This is a genomic window from Moorena sp. (assembly GCF_982860115.1).
In genome coordinates, this window is sequence record NZ_CEYLVT010000147.1 from 1 (window position 1) to 18,473 (window position 18,473).

General features: G+C 44.3%; 13 protein-coding genes and 1 pseudogene. 7 read left to right on the forward strand and 7 right to left on the reverse strand.

Annotated elements, in window-relative coordinates:
* Positions 1–115: 115 nt before the first annotated feature.
* The gene (locus tag AC4II3_RS21880; RefSeq protein ID WP_488012893.1) at positions 116–535 is read left to right on the forward strand and encodes a trypco2 family protein; all 420 of its coding nucleotides are present in this window, start codon (positions 116–118) and stop codon (positions 533–535) included.
* A gap of 37 nt (positions 536–572) precedes the next feature.
* Here the strand turns inward: AC4II3_RS21880 and AC4II3_RS21885 are convergent, their stop codons facing one another.
* Both AC4II3_RS21885 and AC4II3_RS21890 read right to left on the reverse strand, forming a co-directional pair.
* Complete coding sequence (locus tag AC4II3_RS21885) at positions 573–2,270, reverse strand: GMC family oxidoreductase N-terminal domain-containing protein (RefSeq protein ID WP_488012895.1); 1,698 nt, start codon at positions 2,268–2,270, stop codon at positions 573–575.
* A 21-nt stretch (positions 2,271–2,291) separates the two neighbouring features.
* Positions 2,292–2,432 carry a hypothetical protein gene (locus AC4II3_RS21890; protein ID WP_488012897.1) on the reverse strand — a complete coding sequence of 47 codons (141 nt, stop codon included), beginning with the start codon at positions 2,430–2,432 and terminating at the stop codon, positions 2,292–2,294.
* A gap of 225 nt (positions 2,433–2,657) precedes the next feature.
* Here AC4II3_RS21890 and AC4II3_RS21895 point away from each other — a divergent pair, with 225 nt between their 5' ends.
* On the forward strand, positions 2,658–3,179 hold the full coding sequence (locus AC4II3_RS21895) for a late competence development ComFB family protein (protein ID WP_488012899.1): 522 nt from the start codon (positions 2,658–2,660) through the stop codon (positions 3,177–3,179).
* Positions 3,180–3,285: 106 nt separating this feature from the next.
* Complete coding sequence (locus tag AC4II3_RS21900) at positions 3,286–3,411, forward strand: hypothetical protein (protein ID WP_488012901.1); 126 nt, start codon at positions 3,286–3,288, stop codon at positions 3,409–3,411.
* Here the strand turns inward: AC4II3_RS21900 and AC4II3_RS21905 are convergent.
* The gene (locus AC4II3_RS21905) at positions 3,399–4,655 is read right to left on the reverse strand and encodes a glycosyltransferase family 4 protein (RefSeq protein ID WP_488012903.1); all 1,257 of its coding nucleotides are present in this window, start codon (positions 4,653–4,655) and stop codon (positions 3,399–3,401) included. The genes AC4II3_RS21900 and AC4II3_RS21905 overlap by 13 nt on opposite strands.
* A gap of 1,043 nt (positions 4,656–5,698) precedes the next feature.
* Between AC4II3_RS21905 and AC4II3_RS21910 the strand changes: the two genes are divergently transcribed.
* On the forward strand, positions 5,699–6,208 hold the full coding sequence (locus tag AC4II3_RS21910; RefSeq protein ID WP_488012905.1) for a hypothetical protein: 510 nt from the start codon (positions 5,699–5,701) through the stop codon (positions 6,206–6,208).
* A 217-nt stretch (positions 6,209–6,425) separates the two neighbouring features.
* Positions 6,426–7,313: a hypothetical protein gene (locus tag AC4II3_RS21915; RefSeq protein WP_488012907.1), complete on the forward strand. Its 888-nt coding sequence runs from the start codon at positions 6,426–6,428 to the stop codon at positions 7,311–7,313.
* Here the strand turns inward: AC4II3_RS21915 and AC4II3_RS21920 are convergent.
* Both AC4II3_RS21920 and AC4II3_RS21925 read right to left on the reverse strand, forming a co-directional pair.
* Positions 7,310–7,780, reverse strand: a complete 471-nt coding sequence (locus AC4II3_RS21920; protein WP_488012909.1) for an ATP-binding protein — start codon at positions 7,778–7,780, stop codon at positions 7,310–7,312. The two genes, AC4II3_RS21915 and AC4II3_RS21920, sit on opposite strands and share 4 nt — an antisense overlap.
* Positions 7,781–8,222: 442 nt before the next feature.
* The gene (locus AC4II3_RS21925) at positions 8,223–9,212 is read right to left on the reverse strand and encodes a sugar transferase (protein WP_488012919.1); all 990 of its coding nucleotides are present in this window, start codon (positions 9,210–9,212) and stop codon (positions 8,223–8,225) included.
* A 116-nt stretch (positions 9,213–9,328) separates the two neighbouring features.
* Between AC4II3_RS21925 and AC4II3_RS21930 the strand changes: the two genes are divergently transcribed.
* Positions 9,329–10,108, forward strand: a complete 780-nt coding sequence (locus tag AC4II3_RS21930) for a 7-carboxy-7-deazaguanine synthase QueE (RefSeq protein ID WP_488012911.1) — start codon at positions 9,329–9,331, stop codon at positions 10,106–10,108.
* A gap of 296 nt (positions 10,109–10,404) precedes the next feature.
* Here AC4II3_RS21930 and AC4II3_RS21935 read toward each other — a convergent pair whose 3' ends face one another.
* Positions 10,405–11,052 carry a DUF3318 domain-containing protein gene (locus tag AC4II3_RS21935; RefSeq protein ID WP_488012913.1) on the reverse strand — a complete coding sequence of 216 codons (648 nt, stop codon included), beginning with the start codon at positions 11,050–11,052 and terminating at the stop codon, positions 10,405–10,407.
* A 423-nt stretch (positions 11,053–11,475) separates the two neighbouring features.
* Here AC4II3_RS21935 and AC4II3_RS21940 point away from each other — a divergent pair, with 423 nt between their 5' ends.
* Positions 11,476–18,252: a translocation/assembly module TamB domain-containing protein gene (locus tag AC4II3_RS21940; protein WP_488029503.1), complete on the forward strand. Its 6,777-nt coding sequence runs from the start codon at positions 11,476–11,478 to the stop codon at positions 18,250–18,252.
* Here the strand turns inward: AC4II3_RS21940 and AC4II3_RS21945 are convergent.
* Positions 18,207–18,473: pseudogene (locus AC4II3_RS21945) on the reverse strand (hypothetical protein); the annotation flags it as partial. The gene AC4II3_RS21940 and the pseudogene AC4II3_RS21945 sit on opposite strands and share 46 nt — an antisense overlap.

An 18,473-nucleotide genomic window follows, 5' to 3' on the forward strand; every position in this document is an offset into this window, starting at 1 on the left:
TAGAACTGGCATCTTGCCAGTGGTCAATGGTAGGTAGAACTGGCATCTTGCCAGTCACAACTACCCAGAACCCTGGCTATAGTTAAGCTGTTGCTTAAATAATAATACAACATTAATGTCTAACAACGATAACAGCGCCATTGGATTATCTGAGTTTATCCAACAGGTTAAACACGATCTGCTCTCCGTAGCACCAGGTCAGGAAAAAGATGCTCCCTTGTTGTGTGTTGAGTCTGTGGAACTGGAACTACAAGTTAGTGTCAAGCGAACTGCTAAGGCAGGTACAAAAGGGAATATCAAAATTAACGTGCTAGGAACTGGGGGCGAGGTAGGAGGCGAACTAGGTGGGGACTTAGGACGGGATGAAATTCATAAAGTCAAAGTCAAATTATCTCCCCTCTTCGATAAAGAGCGTCTGCTGGAATTTTACCAGACCCTTCATGGAGACAAGGTGCCAACGACGGTAAATAATTCTTTAAGGGCACTGCTTAAAGGCAATGAGGAGGGCAATCTGAATGATGACCTGGGTGACTAACAGCATTCCCGATTCCCGACTCCCAACTCCCGACTCCCTATTCCCTCCCCACACATAACCTCTTCGCCACATGGAAACCAACCAAATAAGCTGTCATCTGCGTACTAATCCGGGGCAAGGGCACAGAAGAAAGGTCAGCCACATACACATTAGCTGACCCGTATACTTTCCCAGTATCTATTGCATTGTCGAGTCCTTTATCAATCGCCTTGCCGAATAGGCATCCCCCGGACAAGTGCTGCTCCGATAGTAAAAACCTGCGACTGTAAACATCAACATACTCCTCAATCTGGTTCTCCTGGTAGGGCATCTTAGTTACCAGTCGCAAGAACCACTTAACTAACCAATGTGGCTGTTCTCCCAAGCCATTCAACAGTGCCATGTGCTTGGCAATCTCACTGTTAGCTACCACTTTATCCTGATTGAAATGGGATTGTTCCTCTTCTCCAAAGAAATCTAATTCAATCCGAGAGTCATCCCTTGAATAGCAACCCTCTTTAGCAGCATTAAACTTAATCGCCGCAGTAATCAAGCTTGGGTCATCATGCCATGGTTTGCCTTGAACTAAGTTATAAAGTCCCCATAACAGGTTAATGATCAAATTGACTCCCTGAAGAAACACCCTAATCACGTTCTTGATGATATTAAACAACCAAGGTAACCTGATCACGAACCTCTTCAGCCAGTTTGGGAACAAGAACGCCAGATAAAGGTGGGCAATCATAAACCACAGCCTCTCAAAATTACCAGAAAAGAAATCGAAGCAGCAAACCGTTTCCTGTCCCGGTTGTTCTGGTTCTGGTTGCCATACCGTTGTCCCAAACACAGGGATGTACACATCCCGAGGGGTAACATCGATGCTCTTGTCCACCACGTAGATACCCAGGGGCATGACAATATGGTCATTCACATGCTGCCCGATCTGATCGTTTCCCAATTCCTCTCGGTGAGACCACAGCAGCCGTGGCGTTGCACCCCCTGCGCACATAATCACCTTTCCAGCATTCCTATCCAAAGACAAGCACTCCGTCATCCCCGTGTCCAAGTACTTAACATGTACTGCCACGCACCGTGGTTTTTGCCCTTGTTCCTTAGAAAACTCAAGTCTCTCAACCCTACACCTAGTCTTTATTTCCACCCCCTGGCCAAACCAATCGACAATGGATACTCCGCTGTGGGTTCGCTGCCCAAATGAGTTGAACTGGGTTGGAAAAAGGTGCAACAGGCCGGTATCGCTGACCTCCAAATTAGGAATATTGTCGATAGCGTCTGTGCTCACCACAAAACCAACCTTCTCAGCCGCCTGGAGTACTTGTTTAGTCACAGGTGACGGATCGGTTACCGGGTTTGGTCTAGCAAACTTCTGATTCAACTCTGCCTTCAGGCTGTCCCAATAGGCTTCATCTTGACCAATATGTGTCGCCAGCCACTCCGACGACTCATGCATCATGGTGTAATTAATGGATCCGCCACCACCCATAGTGCAGGCCCGCCCGGATATAATCGGAATTCCCTTGGGTGTCAGGGCATTGTGCAGCTTGAATACCTTTTCCTCTGCGTAGGACTTAGTCCAGTTGTTCTGGTGGGTAATGTCGCTGGTAGTGAAGAAATCATCCCCCTCCTCCAGCACTAACACCCGCTCCCGGATAGACCTGTCATTACCAGCTTCTAGGTAATAGCTCAGAAACCCACAGGCTCCATTACCAGAGCCAACCACGATCGTATCGTACATCATCGGAATGGTTTTTTAAGCAAATTATTTTATTATATCTGTTTCCAGGGAATCGGGAGTCGGGAATCGGGAATCGGGAGCAGGGGGAGTGTGGGGAGATGGGGAAATGAAATTATTGATAACTATGATATAGCATTTTCCATACTTATGAGGTGCATTGCACATAGTTACCCCTACTCCCTACTCCCTACTCCCTACTCCCTATTCCCTGTTCCCTTTGCTAAATAACATTATAAAGATCAAGTAGTGTAAATCTTTACGATAACTTTAATTGAATTTATTCAAACAAACAGAACGTATACACAAAATCAACCTGTTTATCAACCTAAGCATTGGAGAATCATGATAATAAAAACTATTAATTGAGTTATCGTAATGAAGTCAGGGTTAATGCAAAGAACTCAAGCCTATCAAAATGTTATGGAAATCCTTGTTGAAGAAGAAATCGAGCGACGACTAGATCAACTGTCACCGGAGATAGCTAAAAGTATTAATCCCATAGAAGTAGCGACCTATGCTCTCAATCGCCTCCCACCGTTATATGCGTCTAGTGAAAAAGGTTGGAAGTACCAAAAGCAACGAGGGATGAAGGAGTTAGCTAAGCAAATAAGTATAGTAGTTAGTCGGTCAATCAGTGCTGTCCAAAAGGATCCCATTCGACTAGCAACTCCTTTATTTGATGCTAAAGATCCAGCATCTCAGCAAGCCTTAAAGCGGCTGAAAAAATTGCTATTACAGGAAAACCTATCATGGTGGGAACTTCCTCGGGTTGTTGAGCAAGCTCTAATTAAAGCGTGGCATGGAGAGATTAGCTGGAAGCATCATGAGCAGTTTTTTGTACAAGTCGCAGAGACTAAAATACCAGTGAAATCTGGAAGGGCGTGGGGTATGGATAGGTATGGTCGGTGGTAAGTTCTGAGCAGAAAACCTGATTTTAGGGAGTCGGGAGTCGGGAGTCGGGAGTCGGGAGTCGGGAGTAGCACTGCATCGCTATTCCTTCTGCCCTAACATCCACAACTTGTGTACCTCTTCAGAGGTACACAAGATTTTTCCCCTATTGCCTATTGCCTATTGCCTATTGCCTGCTCCCTGCTCCCTGCTCCCTACTCCCTTATTAGTAAAAGGAATTGATCAAGACTTTTGAACCGCTGCCAGTAACCGCTTATTTTGAATATCAGAAAAGAGTTCTTCGTAACGGTTGAGAGCTTGATCAAAGGAATAATATTGAAGAGCATGTTGTCTACTTCTGTTGCCCAGTAATGTAACTGTTGCGGGATCGTTATACAACTCTAAGATTGTTGCTGCTAGAGTTTCTGGATCCTCTGGGGGAACAACAATGCCACCGCCGCTTTTTTTGATAGCTCTGGCAGCGGTACCATGAGCAGGAACAGAAGCTAAGATGGGGCGACCACTAGCTAGCAGTACTTGGATTTTGGAGGGCATATTAAACGAAATTACATTCTGCTTTTGTATGACCAACCCCACATCCGCTGCTGCTAGCATTTCCGGTAGTTTTTCCCGAGGTTGAAATGGTAGTAGCTTAACATTATTGGCGTCCCAAGTCTTACAGCACTGCTTTAGTCGGCCTAAGGCTTTCTCTTCTCCGACGATCACAATCACAATATCTCGAATGTGATTTACCCTAGATGCTGCCTTAATCAGAGTTTCTAAACCTTGAGTGAGGGCAATATTACCGGAGTAGAGTATAACGAACTTACCATTAAGGTTATGGGCAGTGCGAAAGGAGTTGTTTTCTTTTGGTAAAGGACGGATGAAATTAACATCAACCCAATTGGGAATCTTCACAATTTTAGAGCTGGGCACACCCTTGCTGCGCAGGTTATCGGCAAAGCCATCAGCAATAACACTGATTTTGGTGACTGTGCGGTAAGCAAACATTTCTACAACCTCTAATGCACGGATTAGAGGTTGGTTGCTCAGTAAGCCTACTTTAATAGCAGCTTCTGGCAAAATGTCTTGAAGATTTAGAATTACTGGCGTTCGGTGTATCCACCCCAAAATCGCAGCTGGTAGGGAAACTAGCAGTGGTGGACTAGTTAAAATAATGATATCAGGGCGAGGAGAACTCAGAGCCTTGAGGAAGCTGGTAGCAACAAAGCTGGCCTCTAGCAATAATCGGTCGATCAAATTTGGTTTCGGGCGAATCCGCACATAACAGCGATCTACAATCACACCTTTGATTTTTTCGGTAAGATACAATTTCCGTCGATATCCCTCATAAATTTGACGTTGAGGATAGTTGGGCATCGCAGTAATGACCCGAACATCATGCCCTCTTTTGACCAACCCTTCTGCTAGTTCAGTCATCAAGGGGGCAATCCCAATTGGCTCTGGATGATAGTTGTAAGAATATATTAGGATTCGCATAATCTCTAGTAGATGTTGCTAGCCGGGTGTAGACTCACCAAATTTGTTTATTGATGATTTATTGGCTTTAGCACTGAGAACTCAGGACCATTGTCAAGTCAGGTTGGTGGTGCATAATGCCCAATCAGGGATTTTAAGCCTATAACTATTTATTCGGCTTCAATTCCATATTTTACGCCTAGATGACAGTTTTTGTCACAAAAATTAACATAATCTACCTTGACTAAAATATTACAATTGTGCATTGCTAAAGGGTTTTAAACAGCTACAGCAAGAATTTTTATGCCAATTCTGATTATGGCTGCAACTAATAAATCCTCCTTTTTACTAATTGCCAATTAGTAATTAGTAATTAGCAATCACTAATTGGTAATGGTTATATGATGATTGCCAAACTATGACGACTAGTTTGTAAAATCAACTGATAATTTCATTTACCAATAATTCTATTATTATCGAAAAAAACACTATTTCTCATGGGTGCAATCCCGCAATCGAGTGTAAAATAGTTTTTTTTGTTTCAGAATTTTTACGGATGTCAGAGGAAGTAAATCTTCATTAAAAGTTATAATTAAATTGCGAAATTCGTTTTTTTTAAAATAAGTAATATTAGTTTAAAGGTGCGTCGAATTGTATAGCGTTTTTGATAGCTATAAGGTACACAAAATGTTTTAACTGTTCCCTGTTCCGGTGATCAGCTGTTCCCTATTCTCTGTTCCCTATTCCCTGCTCCCTATTCCCTACTCCCTATTCCCTACTCCCCATTTTGCAAAGTATTGACTACAATTTCCTAGGATGGCTTTGGCAGGTGTTTCAGCTTTGGACTTCGTCTACAAAGCAGGGAATAGACCTTGACAGAACCTTGTGGTTGCTCAAGACCAGAAGGGGGTAGTGGTTTTATGCCTAGAGTGGGATATTGTCACTGGTCACGTATTTGACCAAGCCATGGGGCACTTGGGAAATCTTTGTTTATATAGCTCTGGTAAGGTTTCCCCGAGATAGTCTTGCTAAGTAAGCAGCATACATCATTCAAGGAGAAAACGATGACCATCTCTCGTGTAAAGGCAATTTTAGCGACCATGTTACTCAGCATAGTATTGCTGGTAACATCCTGCGCTCAAAAAGCGCCTTCTCGTTTTGACCAGGCACAACAGGCCAGCAGCCAGGCTAGAAGTGGTCAGGCTGTTACCAAGAATGCCACTCAAGGGTCTCAATTCAACAAGTTTTTCCCACCATCAGGGGGCGGTTATCAACGAGTCTATACCCAGGAGAAAAAAGGCTTTGCTCAAGCCAAGTTGAAGAAAGGTGGTACTGAGGTGGCAGTTCTCTCAATTTCCGATACCAGCAGCACTCCTAGCACTGCTGCCAAATATAAGCAAAGTGGTCAAACCATTGCTGGTTATCCAGCCCGGGAAATTGGTTCAACTCAAACGGCTATTTTGGTCGGTAATCGCTACCAGGTCAAGATCCAATCCCGAGATAAGTCGTTTACCGCTAGCGATCGCAAAGCGTGGTTAGCAAAATTTAACCTCAGTGGTCTTTCCCGACTTTAGTCAATAAATGTTAAAAGGAAAAAGGTGAATGGGGAATAAGCATCCTCAATCACAAGCATCACGGGTGAGTAGGTCATTAGTCATCAGTCATTAGTCCTCAGTAACTACCATCAGTAACTAAGATCAGACTCGGTTTTGGTCACTCAGGACTAATAACCAAGGACTAATGACCAAGGACTAATGACTCAAAAGTATCAGATTGTAAAGGAGTCTGAGTGTGAGTAAAGCAATTTATGAAATCGTTGATGATCTGCCAACGAAGAACCTGACCATCTCGGCCCTGAAGTCCCTAGACTTTGTTGTGCCTGGACAGTGGGAAAATTTAGTGGGATTTGAAAATACCATTCGTGCGATCACTGGTGAAGACGACGAAGAGGTAATTCAGGAAATTGGCGATCGCGCCGTCTATCTGTTCAATGACCGCTCCCAGGGCTACCAAAGAGCGCTGTGGATTTACCAAACCATTGATAGCACTGGTACCGCTTTGGGGACGGCAGCTTTAGCGAACAAGGTTGGTGAAAAAGTTCCCTTGCTGGGTTTTTTGAACAGGTTGACTCCGAAAGCTGACAAAGCCCAAACCATTGATCTGTCGATCAAAGTCGTAGGGGAATTGATCGGCTTTTGCCAAATTAATGGTCTGCCTGGAGATAGCATTGGTGACTTTGTGGCTGCCTTAGGTGACTATGGTGGCGCATCTATAATGCGTATGGCAGCGCTGGTTTGTTTTGATGGTCTGATTCCCCTTGGTCCTGACTTTATCATGGGAGTACAGTCAACTCTAGAGGGTCTAACTCCCAACGAGTTGGAACACAGTGGGAGTTTCAAAGGGATTCAGGATGCGATTCCTGGGGATGATTCCGAAGGCAAGCTCAGCTTTATTGGTGAAAGCTTTGAATCGGTGAAAGGATGGATGAGTGATTTCGTTACTGACCGAGGTGTGACCCCAGAACAAATCGCTAATAACTTGCAAAGTTTTATTGAGTTTTCTGATGACAAGTTAGACTATCTCGCCGCTTTTCTGGATATGTCTACTAACTATTACGAACACACTGGCATTCAAAGTCTGGCGCGTAGCTTAATTGAACGCGCCGCAGCGGAAATCTAGCACCATTTACGCATTAGTAGGCAATTACGTTGGTCAGACAGACGTTGGTAAGAAACTTCGTCTGTCAGCTGATTCATAAACATCAACCCTCTACCTCCTTCTTTTTCTAAAGGGTCATAGTCCTCTTGGTAGAGGGATTCCAGCTTGGATTGGAAATCAAAGGGGTGTCCATAGTCCCAAAGCCGCATTTCTAATCCGTCAGTAAATAACTTTAGCTCCAGCTCTATTACTGTAGTGTTAGGTAAATGTCGATGAGCATGGCGTACTACATTAGTAAAGCCTTCTACCAAAGCAATTTGACACTGTTGCCAAAATTGCTGAGGCAGTGGGTCAGAAGTGAATTCCTCAAACCACTGTAATACATCTTTGACTTCACTCAAGTCTGTTTGGACGATTAAACGAGATGCTCGAAGCGGTTTGCCTTTGCACATCAACCGACTGAGTTTCCAGGTTTTATTAATAAGCACCACTATTTTGTAAGAGAAAAACAACAATGACTCTTCTGCAACACGGAGGTTCCGATGATCTAGTCGATGCAGATCGGTCTAGTGGGAACCACTATATTAGCCTAAATTGATCGAGTTTGATGGTACTTTTAAAAATTCTGGTGTTTACACGGTCTATGGCATTAGACTTCGCCGCAGTTTACGGGAACTGCGGACAAGATAACTTCGGATCAGCGGACAATAATTGAGAAAAACAAGATCAGATTAGGTGCGCTTTCCGCATCTAATTATTAAATTCGCCACGGGTCGCACCTTAACATACTTTGCCAAGAGGTCTATTGTCATCTATTCGTGAACATTTAGTTTTCGGTTCCAAGGTAAGCTAGGCTGGCATTTGATCAATTACCATCACCTTCGCCACTAGGGGCGAAAGTGCGGGTTCCAAACTCATCTAACCATAAAACTACATTCCATCTTTACGAAGCACCACCAGGATAGTTTTGATGATAAGTCTTATATCATGGGCTAGGCTCCAGTGATGTTGGTATTTTAAGTCCATTTGAATGATATCTTCAAAACTACGGATTTGTGAGCGTCCATTCACCTGCCACTCACCAGTGATACCCGGTTTTACGTTTAAACGTTGCCACTCAGGAACCTCATATATTTCTACTTCATTGATTGTTGGTGGTCTTGTACCTACTAAACTCATCTCCCCTTTCAGAACATTCCAGAACTGAGGCAGTTCATCCAAGCTGCTTTTCCGTAAAAAATGACCCACTCTGGTGATTCTGGGGTCATTCTCATTCTTAAAAACTTTGCCATCGGCTTGATTTTTAACTTTCTCTTTTAGCTGTTCAGCGTTAGCACACATGGAGCGAAACTTCCAGATCCGAAACCGTTTTCCCATCCAACCACAACGGATTTGACCAAAAAAAATCGGACCAGGGCTATCTAGCTTAATCGCAAGGGCAATGGGAATAAACAAAATAGCAGTAATTCCCAAACCTACGATTGCACCCACAATATCGATTAATCGCTTCACCGGAGATCTAACTGAGGGATGGGTTGTTGGTAAGTGATTTACTGATTTGTTGGTGTTTCGTGTGGTATTATTATCTGATGCTTCTATAGCTAACCTTTGGTCTAGTCCTGTCATGACCAATACAGACATGACTTGGGGGGTGACATTTTTAAGCAACGTTTTAACCCCTTGTTCTAGGGCGGTTTTGTGATTACTCACTAATGCACCGATACCACTGCTATCGATAAAAGTAGTCTTGTGAAAATCAAATATGATTGTTTCAGGCAGAGGAATTTTTTGGATAAGCTGCTGAAATAGTTGCTTAAACTCTACAGCTTCTAGTACACTTACACGAGTAGGTAATTCCACCACGGGAGCATCTTGTGAAAAGATTACCTGGAAATTGTGGCTCTTGACTGAATCAACCATCATAAAAGAAAAACCGCTAGATTTTAACCTTATAGTCTTGACCATTATTTTGTCCTAGAACGTTACGATTCGCCAAAAATTTAGTCAAATATCATGAAATCTTTGAAAATGTGAACATGCCCTGTGGAACTCAACCAACTGCCCGCCTAATCGAAGTTTTTTCTGCTATTCAAGGGGAAGGGCTAAATGTTGGCACTCGTCAGATCTTTATCCGGTTTGCCCTATGTGATTTAAGATGTCATTTCTGCGACAGTTTCCATACCTGGGCTGTGCCTCCTCAATGTCAGGTGGAACAGACTCCTGGTAAGCGTGATTTTGAAACTTATCCAAATCCAGTCCCCCTGCGATCGCTACTGAAATGGGTTAACAGACAAAATCAACATCGATTGCACGATAGCATTAGCCTGACTGGGGGTGAACCTTTACTTCATACTCCGTTTCTGGTGGAATTTCTGCCTGAGCTAGGACAGTTAACTGGATTGCCTATTTACCTAGAAACTGGCGGTCATCGTCCTGAAGAGATAGCAAGGGTTTTGCCCTATTTGGACTCAGTGGGTATGGATATCAAGTTGCCCAGTGTGAGTGGAGAGAACAGATGGGCTGCTCACAGGGAATTTCTCAACCTGTGCCACAACTCATCTGTGGAGGTATTTGTCAAGTTAATTATTGATTGCCAAACTGACCCGACGGAGCTAGAACAATCCGCTGATTTAGTAGCAGCAGTTAGCCCGGAAATTCCAGTATTTCTGCAACCAGTGACTCCAGTGGAGGGCTCTGGGCAACCCATAGTTGCTCCTACTCCGGAGCAGGTTCTGGCTTGGCAGGCTTTAATGAAGCGTTCTGTTAAGCAAGTACGAGTGATCCCTCAGACCCATAAAATGATCGGTCAACTTTAGGGGTCTGTTTAGTTTAAAGTTATTGGGTTGAAAATTCTTTGGTTAAAGATTATTTGGTTGTTCGCGTAGGGTGGCCTTTTGGCCTACGGTTGTTCGCCTTTGGCGTTTGTTTTAGGGTAGGTTATTTGGGTTGAAAGTTATTTGGTTGAATGCGCACCCCTGGCCTTTTGGCCAAGGTTATTTGGGTAAAATGGTTATTTGGTTGACAGTCAACAAAAAACATACAGTTAACCAATAACACTCAACAAATAACCGTCAACAAACAACCAATAGTTAAGTCTTGCCTAGACATCACATTACATGCTCGTGCCTTCTCGCTTGCCTTTGGCTTGGGCTTTGGCTTTAGCAGCACTGCGTTTGAGAGCAGAGAGCCGGTCTTCGTATCTGCGCCGTAAACGACGACTAGGGGTGATTTCAATTAAGGTTTTCAAGGCACTGCCTAGACTCTTGTAGGCATTGGGTAGGGTATAGCCAAAGCGAGTGGCAAGTGCGATCGCTTTTTCGTCTGCTTCGATGGCATATTTGAGGTTTTTCTCCCCATTGTTTTTTTGATACAGTCGCCAACCTGAGACTCCGCATAGGGCTAATGCCAACAGCAGCAGTAAGCCATCTTGTACCCAGAGTTCCCCGACAGCACCCCCTAAACCAATAGCTAGGGCTGCCATTTCCCAGCCTTCTTTAGGAATTGTGTCATTTTGAATCCGGGCAACTTCATGCCAAAACAGGAGGTTACGCTGGTCAAGGGCGAGCTGCTCCCATTTAGTTAGGTCAATTTGAATTTCCACCTCGTCTGAACCCAGTTCTTCACAACGAACCAAGGGGGGATTGACTTCTGTGGACCCTTCCACCATCACCCAGCTTTGTAGCTCTGGTGGTAGTAAGGTTTTTAGTCGTCGGAGTTCGCTCATTTCTGCTCTAGCAGAAGACGCTGCATAGGATGTCATTCATATCCTCCTAGAAAAAACTTGTTCAAATTGAGATGTTTGTGACCGGACAGTATCGACGGATTCGATTTACCCAAGTTTAAGATATTGTGTACTCGACGAGAGTGAACTTCGAGGAAGCTAACTATCAGTAGTACGTCAAACTAATCCCTAAGGATACTACTGGGCACTAAGCGCTTCGCGCATGGTCTTGTCTTTCTGCATTTAAATTTATAGTAGCGTTTCAGGGCTGACAGCTCAAAAACCAGATTAACTCATCACCAATTATCCCCATTACCCGATCACCCTATCTTCAGAATTTTCACCAGTAAATAAAGATTGCTATAAAATTTTAGCGACCCTGTATCAGTCAATTTCCGGAATATATTGCAGCCGATCTGGAATAATTTTCAGCAAATCCTCTAATCATCCTAATATTCGGATATGACCAAGCCTTCCCAAAATCCTCCCCCTGAACCAGAGGCAAATCAAAGCCGGAGTGCTCTAGCCACTTTACTGCAATGGGGAAAACGCCCCTCTACTATTACCTTTGCCATGATATCCCTGACCATCGGTGTGGTGGGATATTTTGGGGTCAGGATGTGGCTATACCAAAACTTACCTGGCTGGATTGAAACTGAACTGAGTAAGGTCATCAAGCGAGATGTACAGGTTGGACAACTGAAAGCCTTATACCTGACTAGCCTGGAGTTAGGACCATCCTCGATGCCAGCTACCACCACTGACCCTGACCATGTGGCTATCAAATCGATCAAAGTAGGCTTTAATCCCTTGCCTTTGCTTCTCAAACGCTCTTTGCCTGTGACCATTAACTTGGTAAATGTGGATGTCTATGCCCAACAGGAGGCGAATGGGGAGTGGATTAATTTAAAAGACTTGAATTTCGATAATTCCTTGTCTCCTCCGATTGATTTTGATGCTAAGGTGCGGGTGTGGAATGGTAAAATTGCCCTTTTACCCTATGGTCAGACTAGTCCATTCAAGGTCAGACTTGATGCTACTGCTGGCTTATCCAACAACAATAAGCGTCTCAGGTATAATATCACAACTGCTATTGCTGAGGGTAAGACGAAACTGGAGGGCAAGACATGGCTGACAACTGGGCAAACTAAAGCATGGGTCAATGTCCAAAACTTGGCATTGGCGGAGCTGATGCCGTTAATCAAAGCGGTTATTCCCAATATCCCAGCTAATCTCCAATCTGGTGAATTAGATGCCAAACTGAAGATTTCCCTGCCTTCGGTTAAGGATATCCCCGATGTCAAGGGTAAGGCGGAATTTAAAGGGATTCAGGTGCAAGTAAAGCCTTTGAAGGAACCGGTTAAGGCTAGCGCTAGACTTCGCTTCCAGGGGGATCAGGTGCGCTTAGAAAAAACTCAGGGGAGTTATGGCGCAATTGAGGCGTTGGTATCTGGTCAAGTTGGTTGGACAAAAGGGTTTGACCTGAATGTTGATGTCACGCCCTTTAGCTTGGCGAAACTGCTGAAAACTGTTCCGGTGAAATCCCCAGTGCCAGTAAATGGGGAAATGGCAGCAGACCTATCGATTACCGGTCCGATTGACCAGCCAGAGGTGACTGGCAAACTACGCAATACTAAAGTGACCACCATCGATAAGGTTAAGTTTGCTCAGATTCAGGCTGACTTGGCTGGGAATTTTTCCCAAGTGGTGCTGACGGATTTCTTAGTAAAACCTGAGGCCGGTGGGACAATTACAGGACGTGGTCAGGTAAAACTGGCTAGTGACCAGCAAGGGGGAATTAAAGGGCAGGGAATGCCTCTAGCCTTCGATTTGATGGCTGCCCTTCCGGTGGATGCGATCGCATCTCCCTATAACCTGCCATCTCAAATTACCCTGGGCAAGCTCAACGCCCAAGCTACCATTAGAGGAAACACTCAAAACCCCCAAGGGAGTCTAATTTGGCAAGCACCAGCGGTATCCACTTCATCTTCAAAGGATATCGGAGTTTCCGGTGCTGGAGAACTCCTGTTGCTTAATCAGGATATTTTACTGCGTAACACCCAGGTCAAGGTCGGTAAAGGGACAATCACTGCTACGGGTAAAGGAAACCTGAAAACCAGTAAGTGGGAAGCTGCTATACTGGCTAACGCTGTGCCTATAGACCCCTTCTTACCCCTGTCGGGACAGTTGACCACAGGTAAAATCAACCTCTCTGGTAGTCTCAAATCCTTTTCTCCTAAATCGATTAAGGCAACGGCAGATATGCAGCTGGGGGTAGAAGGGGGTAAGGTGAAGGCTACAGGTCAGGTAAATCGGGGCATGGTGGAATTGGAGGCCAGAGCCTCTAAAATTCAACTGAATAAGCTAGTGCCCAACTTGGGTTTACCGATTGGTTTGGATTCTGGCAAAATCAACCTTTCTGGTTCCCTAGAGTCTCTGCTATCCTCTAGCTCAACTCCCAACCTCAATAGCCTGATCAATACTATCGATGGCAATTTTAATGGGTTGCTCGGGGTGGGTGGGGGTAGGGTAAATGCTACAGGTCAGTTAAATTCCGGAAATCTGGATGTTAATGCATTAGCTGGTCAAATTAAGCTCAATCCCCTAGTTCCCACCTTGGCCATACCAGTAGCGCTACGGTCAGGTCAGCTTAATCTTTCCGGAACGATAGCATCTCTGCTCGCCTCTGCGTTGAATCAGGACTTGAAAAGCCTCAATACTATCAACGCCAATTTTCAGGGAAGCTTAGGGGTGGCTGATGGTCAAGTTAATGCCAAAGGCCAGTTAAATTCGGGGAATCTGGATGTCAATGGGAGAGCTGGTCAAATTAACCTCAATCCCCTAGTGCCCAATTTGCCCATACCAGTGGCGCTACGGTCGGGTCAGCTTAATCTTTCTGGAACCCTGGCATCTTTACTCGCCTCTGCTTTGAATCAGGACTTGAAAAGCCTCAATACTATCAACGCCAATTTTCAGGGAAACTTAGGGGTGGCTGATGGTCAAGTTAATGCTAAAGGTCAGTTAAAGTCAGGGAATCTGGATGTCAATGGGAGAGCTGGTCAAATTAACCTCAATCCCCTAGTGCCCAATTTGACCATACCAGTAGCGCTACGGTCGGGTCAGCTGAATCTTTCTGGAACGATAGCATCTTTACTCGCCTCTGCCTTGAATCGGGACTTGAAGAGCCTCAATACTATCGATGCCAATTTTGAGGGAAACTTAGGTGTCGCTGATGGTGAAGTTAATGCTAAAGGCCAGTTAAAGTCAGGGAATCTGGATGTTAATGCATTAGCTGGTCAAATTAACTTGACTAATAGTATTCCTAATCTAACTCTACCGATAGCTCTCAAGTCAGGTAACGCTAACCTTTCTAGTTCTTTAGAGTCTCTACTGGCTTTCGGCTCATCATTTAACCTCGACCTACTCAAGGCAATTCAGGCTAGCTTTGATGGAAACCTAGGTGTAGGTGGTGGCAATGTTAATGCTATTGGTCAGTTCACCTCTGGGGTGCTGACTGCGGATGCGATCGCAAACAGCTTGGATGTAGGGGAAATCGCATCCCAAATGGCCTTGGCTAACTTTCCAAACTCTATCGATACCCAAATCGGGGGGAAAGTCACCTTAAAGAGCCGACTGAACACCCTAGACCCCCCAACTCTACTGAATCAGACTGACCTACAAGCAGACCTCAACGGAGTAATAGCCCAAGGGAAACTTAACCTAAATAGCACCCTCAGCAACGGTCTATGGCAAGCTGCCATCAATACTACTAATCTTGATTCATCCTTACTGGTTAGTCAGTTATTACCTCAGCTGGGTAACCAAAAACTAGAGCTAGGACCGGTCAACAGTCAACTGAATTTATCCGGAAACCTCAATCCCTTACTCAATCCTGGTGCTATTGCTACCATTAAAGCAAATACCATATCGCTAGAGTTGCCAAAACACTTCTTTAATGCTAAAGGAGTAATCCTACTGTCCCATCTCACCAAAACTAATCCTAGTCAGATGCCATGGGAGATTGGAACTGATCTAAACCTAGAGGTTGGTTCTGATCTCAGTAAATTACCCTATAACTTGTTATTGAGTCGGTTACCTTTGGAGCAAATTTCCCCAGGGTATCAAATTGAGGTAAAGGGTAAAGCTGACATGAAGGGTCGCATCCAAGGGAAAAATTTACTCTCAGCCCCCTTTCTACCCGGAAATGTCAATCTGACCGGGAATCTACAGCTATCGAATTTGAAGGTTAACGACTTAACCTTTGAGCCAGTGTTAGCTGGGCCAGTAACCGTTGCGCCAGGACAAGAATTAGCCATAGATTTACGAGGAAAGAAAGATGCGATCGCAACTCGCCTCCAACCCTGTACAAGAGGAGACCAATGTCTTGCTCCCTACCTGCCCGCATCCTTTACACTCAAACAGGGACAAGGGTCACAATTCCCGATTCTGATCACAGGAGTACGCCGGGGAGATAACTTAACCGCTCAGATCAAGAATTTCTCCCTAGGTATCCTTAATCTTAAGCCTGGTTTAAGCTACGGTATTCCCGGTAGATTGGACGGTGAAGTAACAGGGCAAGCCAACCTGAATCTTTTCACCCTAGAAACCTCTGGTCGTAATAGTATCGACATTAAGCAACTTGCTCTAGGAGAAATCAACGCTAAACAAGTTAGTGCTAACTTCTCCTATCAAAATGACATTGCCCAAATCGCATCAGCTGCTTTAATCTTAGGCAACAGTCGATATTTATTCAAAAATGGTCGATTTAATCTCAAGTCTCAAGAAATAAACGGCAAGCTTACTATTCCAGAAGCCTATATTGAAGACCTACTGACTATTGTCAAAGGTGTTGATATTATCGACATCGCCCAAGGATTCCAAACTACTAATTCTTCTATTACTAATTCCTCTAGTGATAACATTGGCAACAATAAATCTGGCAACGCTGACCAATTACGACCATTTCCTAGTATAGCAGCAGGGTCCTTAGCCACTCTCCTACAACGGTTTGCTAAAATTAATGCCCAAAACGACGCTGTTGCTAACCCCTTCGATCCTAATACACTCCTGAGTAATTTAGATATTCGAGGTAAGTATACTGGGGAAATTGCAGTTGCCGGTATCTTGACTAATCCTAAAGTCAATTTTAATGTCGAGGGCAACAATTGGCAGTGGTATACTAATTCTCCCAATCAAGTAATTGTGGTCAACCAATTAGTTGCTAAAGGCAGTTACGACCAAGGTGTGATTACTGTGCAGCCAGCCCGAATGGAATTGGGGGAAACAGTCTTAGCATTTCAAGGACAGCTTGCCCAAGAAAGCAACTCAGGAGACTTCCTCCTCCAGAATCTATCTCTAGAAAAAGTTAGCAACGTAGCCAGCAACTTTGTCACTATTCCCTTTGAGATTGCAGGTAACTTGAATGCCAAAGGCGAGCTGGGAGGTAGTCTCACCAATCCCGAAGTCACCAATGGGCAAGTCGCTGTTGTAGATGGCACCGTCAATGATACCTCCCTCGATGATGTTGAGGTGACTTTCGACTATGTTGATTCTCGTCTTGACTTTGACACCAACAAACCAGATTATCTACAAGCCTCTGGTAAAGTGCCCTTTCCCCCCAAACCAGATAGCGATCGCATAGATATCAAGCTCAAGCTGGCAACTCCAGCCATGGCACTCCTTAGTGTAGTGACTCAAGAACAAGTGGCATGGGTGAATGGAGAGGATAGAACCGCTGATATAGAACTGGATGTTAGTGGACGTTTGGAGTTAGCAGATGGTATCAAAATTAAAAACTTATCAGGAACATCTGAGGTTAATATCCAGAATGGTACTATCAAAACCAAGCTCCTGGAGGATGACTTTACTCTCAATGTTGTAGGCAAAGTTAAGTTAGATCAGCAACGCTTGGAAGTAGTAAACTATCCCGATAAAGAAGGTCAAAAAACTATCGAGGGTAACCTAGCAGGGATTGGATTTTCTGTTTCCGGGGAATTGCCGATAGTGCCAAATAATAGGATAGCCTCAAATAAGATAAACTCCTCCAATCCTCTAACCCTCAACATTCCTCAAGATAACCTAAAATTAGCAGGACTCTATGAAGGTGAAGTAGCCAGTAATATCGTGATTACCGGTTCAGCATTGCGTCCAGTTATTGGAGGAAACATTAGCTTAAACAATGGCCAAGCCTTTATACCCAAAATACAAGAAACTAAGACGGATAAAAGTGACGAAAAAACCGTTAAGAATACGTCTAATCAGACTCCCTCATTAGCCCCTAGTCGCAAAAATAATCTATTTTTGCCTAGGTTAAAGAACTTTCAGGTAAATTTGGTAAATGAGTTAAGAGTGCAACAGTTTCCCCTCTATGATTTTCGACTAGCTGGTGATTTAACCCTCAACGGTCCTATCAATGGCAATCTCCAAAACTTACAAGGATTGGGAACAATTAAGCTCCTACGTGGGGAAGTTGATGTATTAGAAACCGAATTTGTAGCAGACAGGCGGCACAATAACACCATTGTATTTGTACCAGAACAAGGATTACTCAATCCCAATTTAGACCTTAAATTTACCACAATAGCCTTTGAGCCTTCTGGTGCCTTACGTCAAAGACGGATTGATAACGAAATCCTTGAGAATGTCTTGCAGTCTTCTCGACCCGACCAAGTAAAGATAACCCTCGCCGTCAAAGGTCAAACTAGTCAAATCCTTGCCCTAGGAGGAGAGAAAGAGTATTGTAGTGATCAGCAAATTGTTACTAGTGGACAAGATAGTGGAGTAGCTAAAGTTGGTTCAAAAACAACCATCTTGTCTCGGAAACAATTCCAACAGCTTGCTGAGTGTGTTTATGGCGAAGCTATTGCTAATAGTGAAGACAAAGCGTTTCTATTTTCTCCCATTGTCACCTTAACCAGTACTCCTCCCCGCAGTGAAAGCGGAATTATCGCTCTGCTCGGTAACAGTTTTATTACCCAATTTGAGACTATCGCTAACAGCAATGAACGAGAAATAGCTGAGTTAGTGATTACTCAGTATGTTGTGCGACCAATTATCAGAAATATTTTATTTACGGTTGAAGAACAAGTCAGTAATGTCGGGAGGTCAATCGGTTTAGCTGATTTACAGGTTTACCCAACCTTCGATGCCGTTTATGATTTGGGACAAACTTCCTCAGTTGAATTGAGTTACGACTACGTGTTTAATGAGGTACAAGTTAGATATAAATTGCAATTTTGATGAACTAAGGGAGTCGGGAGTCGGGAGTCGGGAGTCGGGAGTAGTTGGGTAGGGTGCATTAGGGACGGACTTGCCCTCATTTTCCGCTTCGTAACCAGCGTTGGGATAGTCCGCCCCGTTCCACACCACCGGCAAGATGCCCGTTCCACCCACCGGGTCAAACTATTATCCCGATTCCCGATTCCCGATTCCCGATTCCCGATTCCCGATTCCCGATTCCC

What these genes read in the sequence shown, in the direction of transcription:
- AC4II3_RS21930 (WP_488012911.1), top strand. Translation starts at nt 9,329, where the DNA reads ATGCCCTGTGGAACTCAACCAACTGCCCGCCTAATCGAAGTTTTTTCT.
- AC4II3_RS21890 (WP_488012897.1), bottom strand. Translation starts at nt 2,432, where the DNA reads ATGTGCAATGCACCTCATAAGTATGGAAAATGCTATATCATAGTTATC.
- AC4II3_RS21925 (WP_488012919.1), bottom strand. Translation starts at nt 9,212, where the DNA reads ATGGTTGATTCAGTCAAGAGCCACAATTTCCAGGTAATCTTTTCACAA.
- AC4II3_RS21905 (WP_488012903.1), bottom strand. Translation starts at nt 4,655, where the DNA reads ATGCGAATCCTAATATATTCTTACAACTATCATCCAGAGCCAATTGGG.
- AC4II3_RS21880 (WP_488012893.1), top strand. Translation starts at nt 116, where the DNA reads ATGTCTAACAACGATAACAGCGCCATTGGATTATCTGAGTTTATCCAA.
- AC4II3_RS21935 (WP_488012913.1), bottom strand. Translation starts at nt 11,052, where the DNA reads ATGACATCCTATGCAGCGTCTTCTGCTAGAGCAGAAATGAGCGAACTC.
- AC4II3_RS21885 (WP_488012895.1), bottom strand. Translation starts at nt 2,270, where the DNA reads ATGATGTACGATACGATCGTGGTTGGCTCTGGTAATGGAGCCTGTGGG.
- AC4II3_RS21895 (WP_488012899.1), top strand. Translation starts at nt 2,658, where the DNA reads ATGCAAAGAACTCAAGCCTATCAAAATGTTATGGAAATCCTTGTTGAA.
- AC4II3_RS21910 (WP_488012905.1), top strand. Translation starts at nt 5,699, where the DNA reads ATGACCATCTCTCGTGTAAAGGCAATTTTAGCGACCATGTTACTCAGC.
- AC4II3_RS21940 (WP_488029503.1), top strand. Translation starts at nt 11,476, where the DNA reads ATGACCAAGCCTTCCCAAAATCCTCCCCCTGAACCAGAGGCAAATCAA.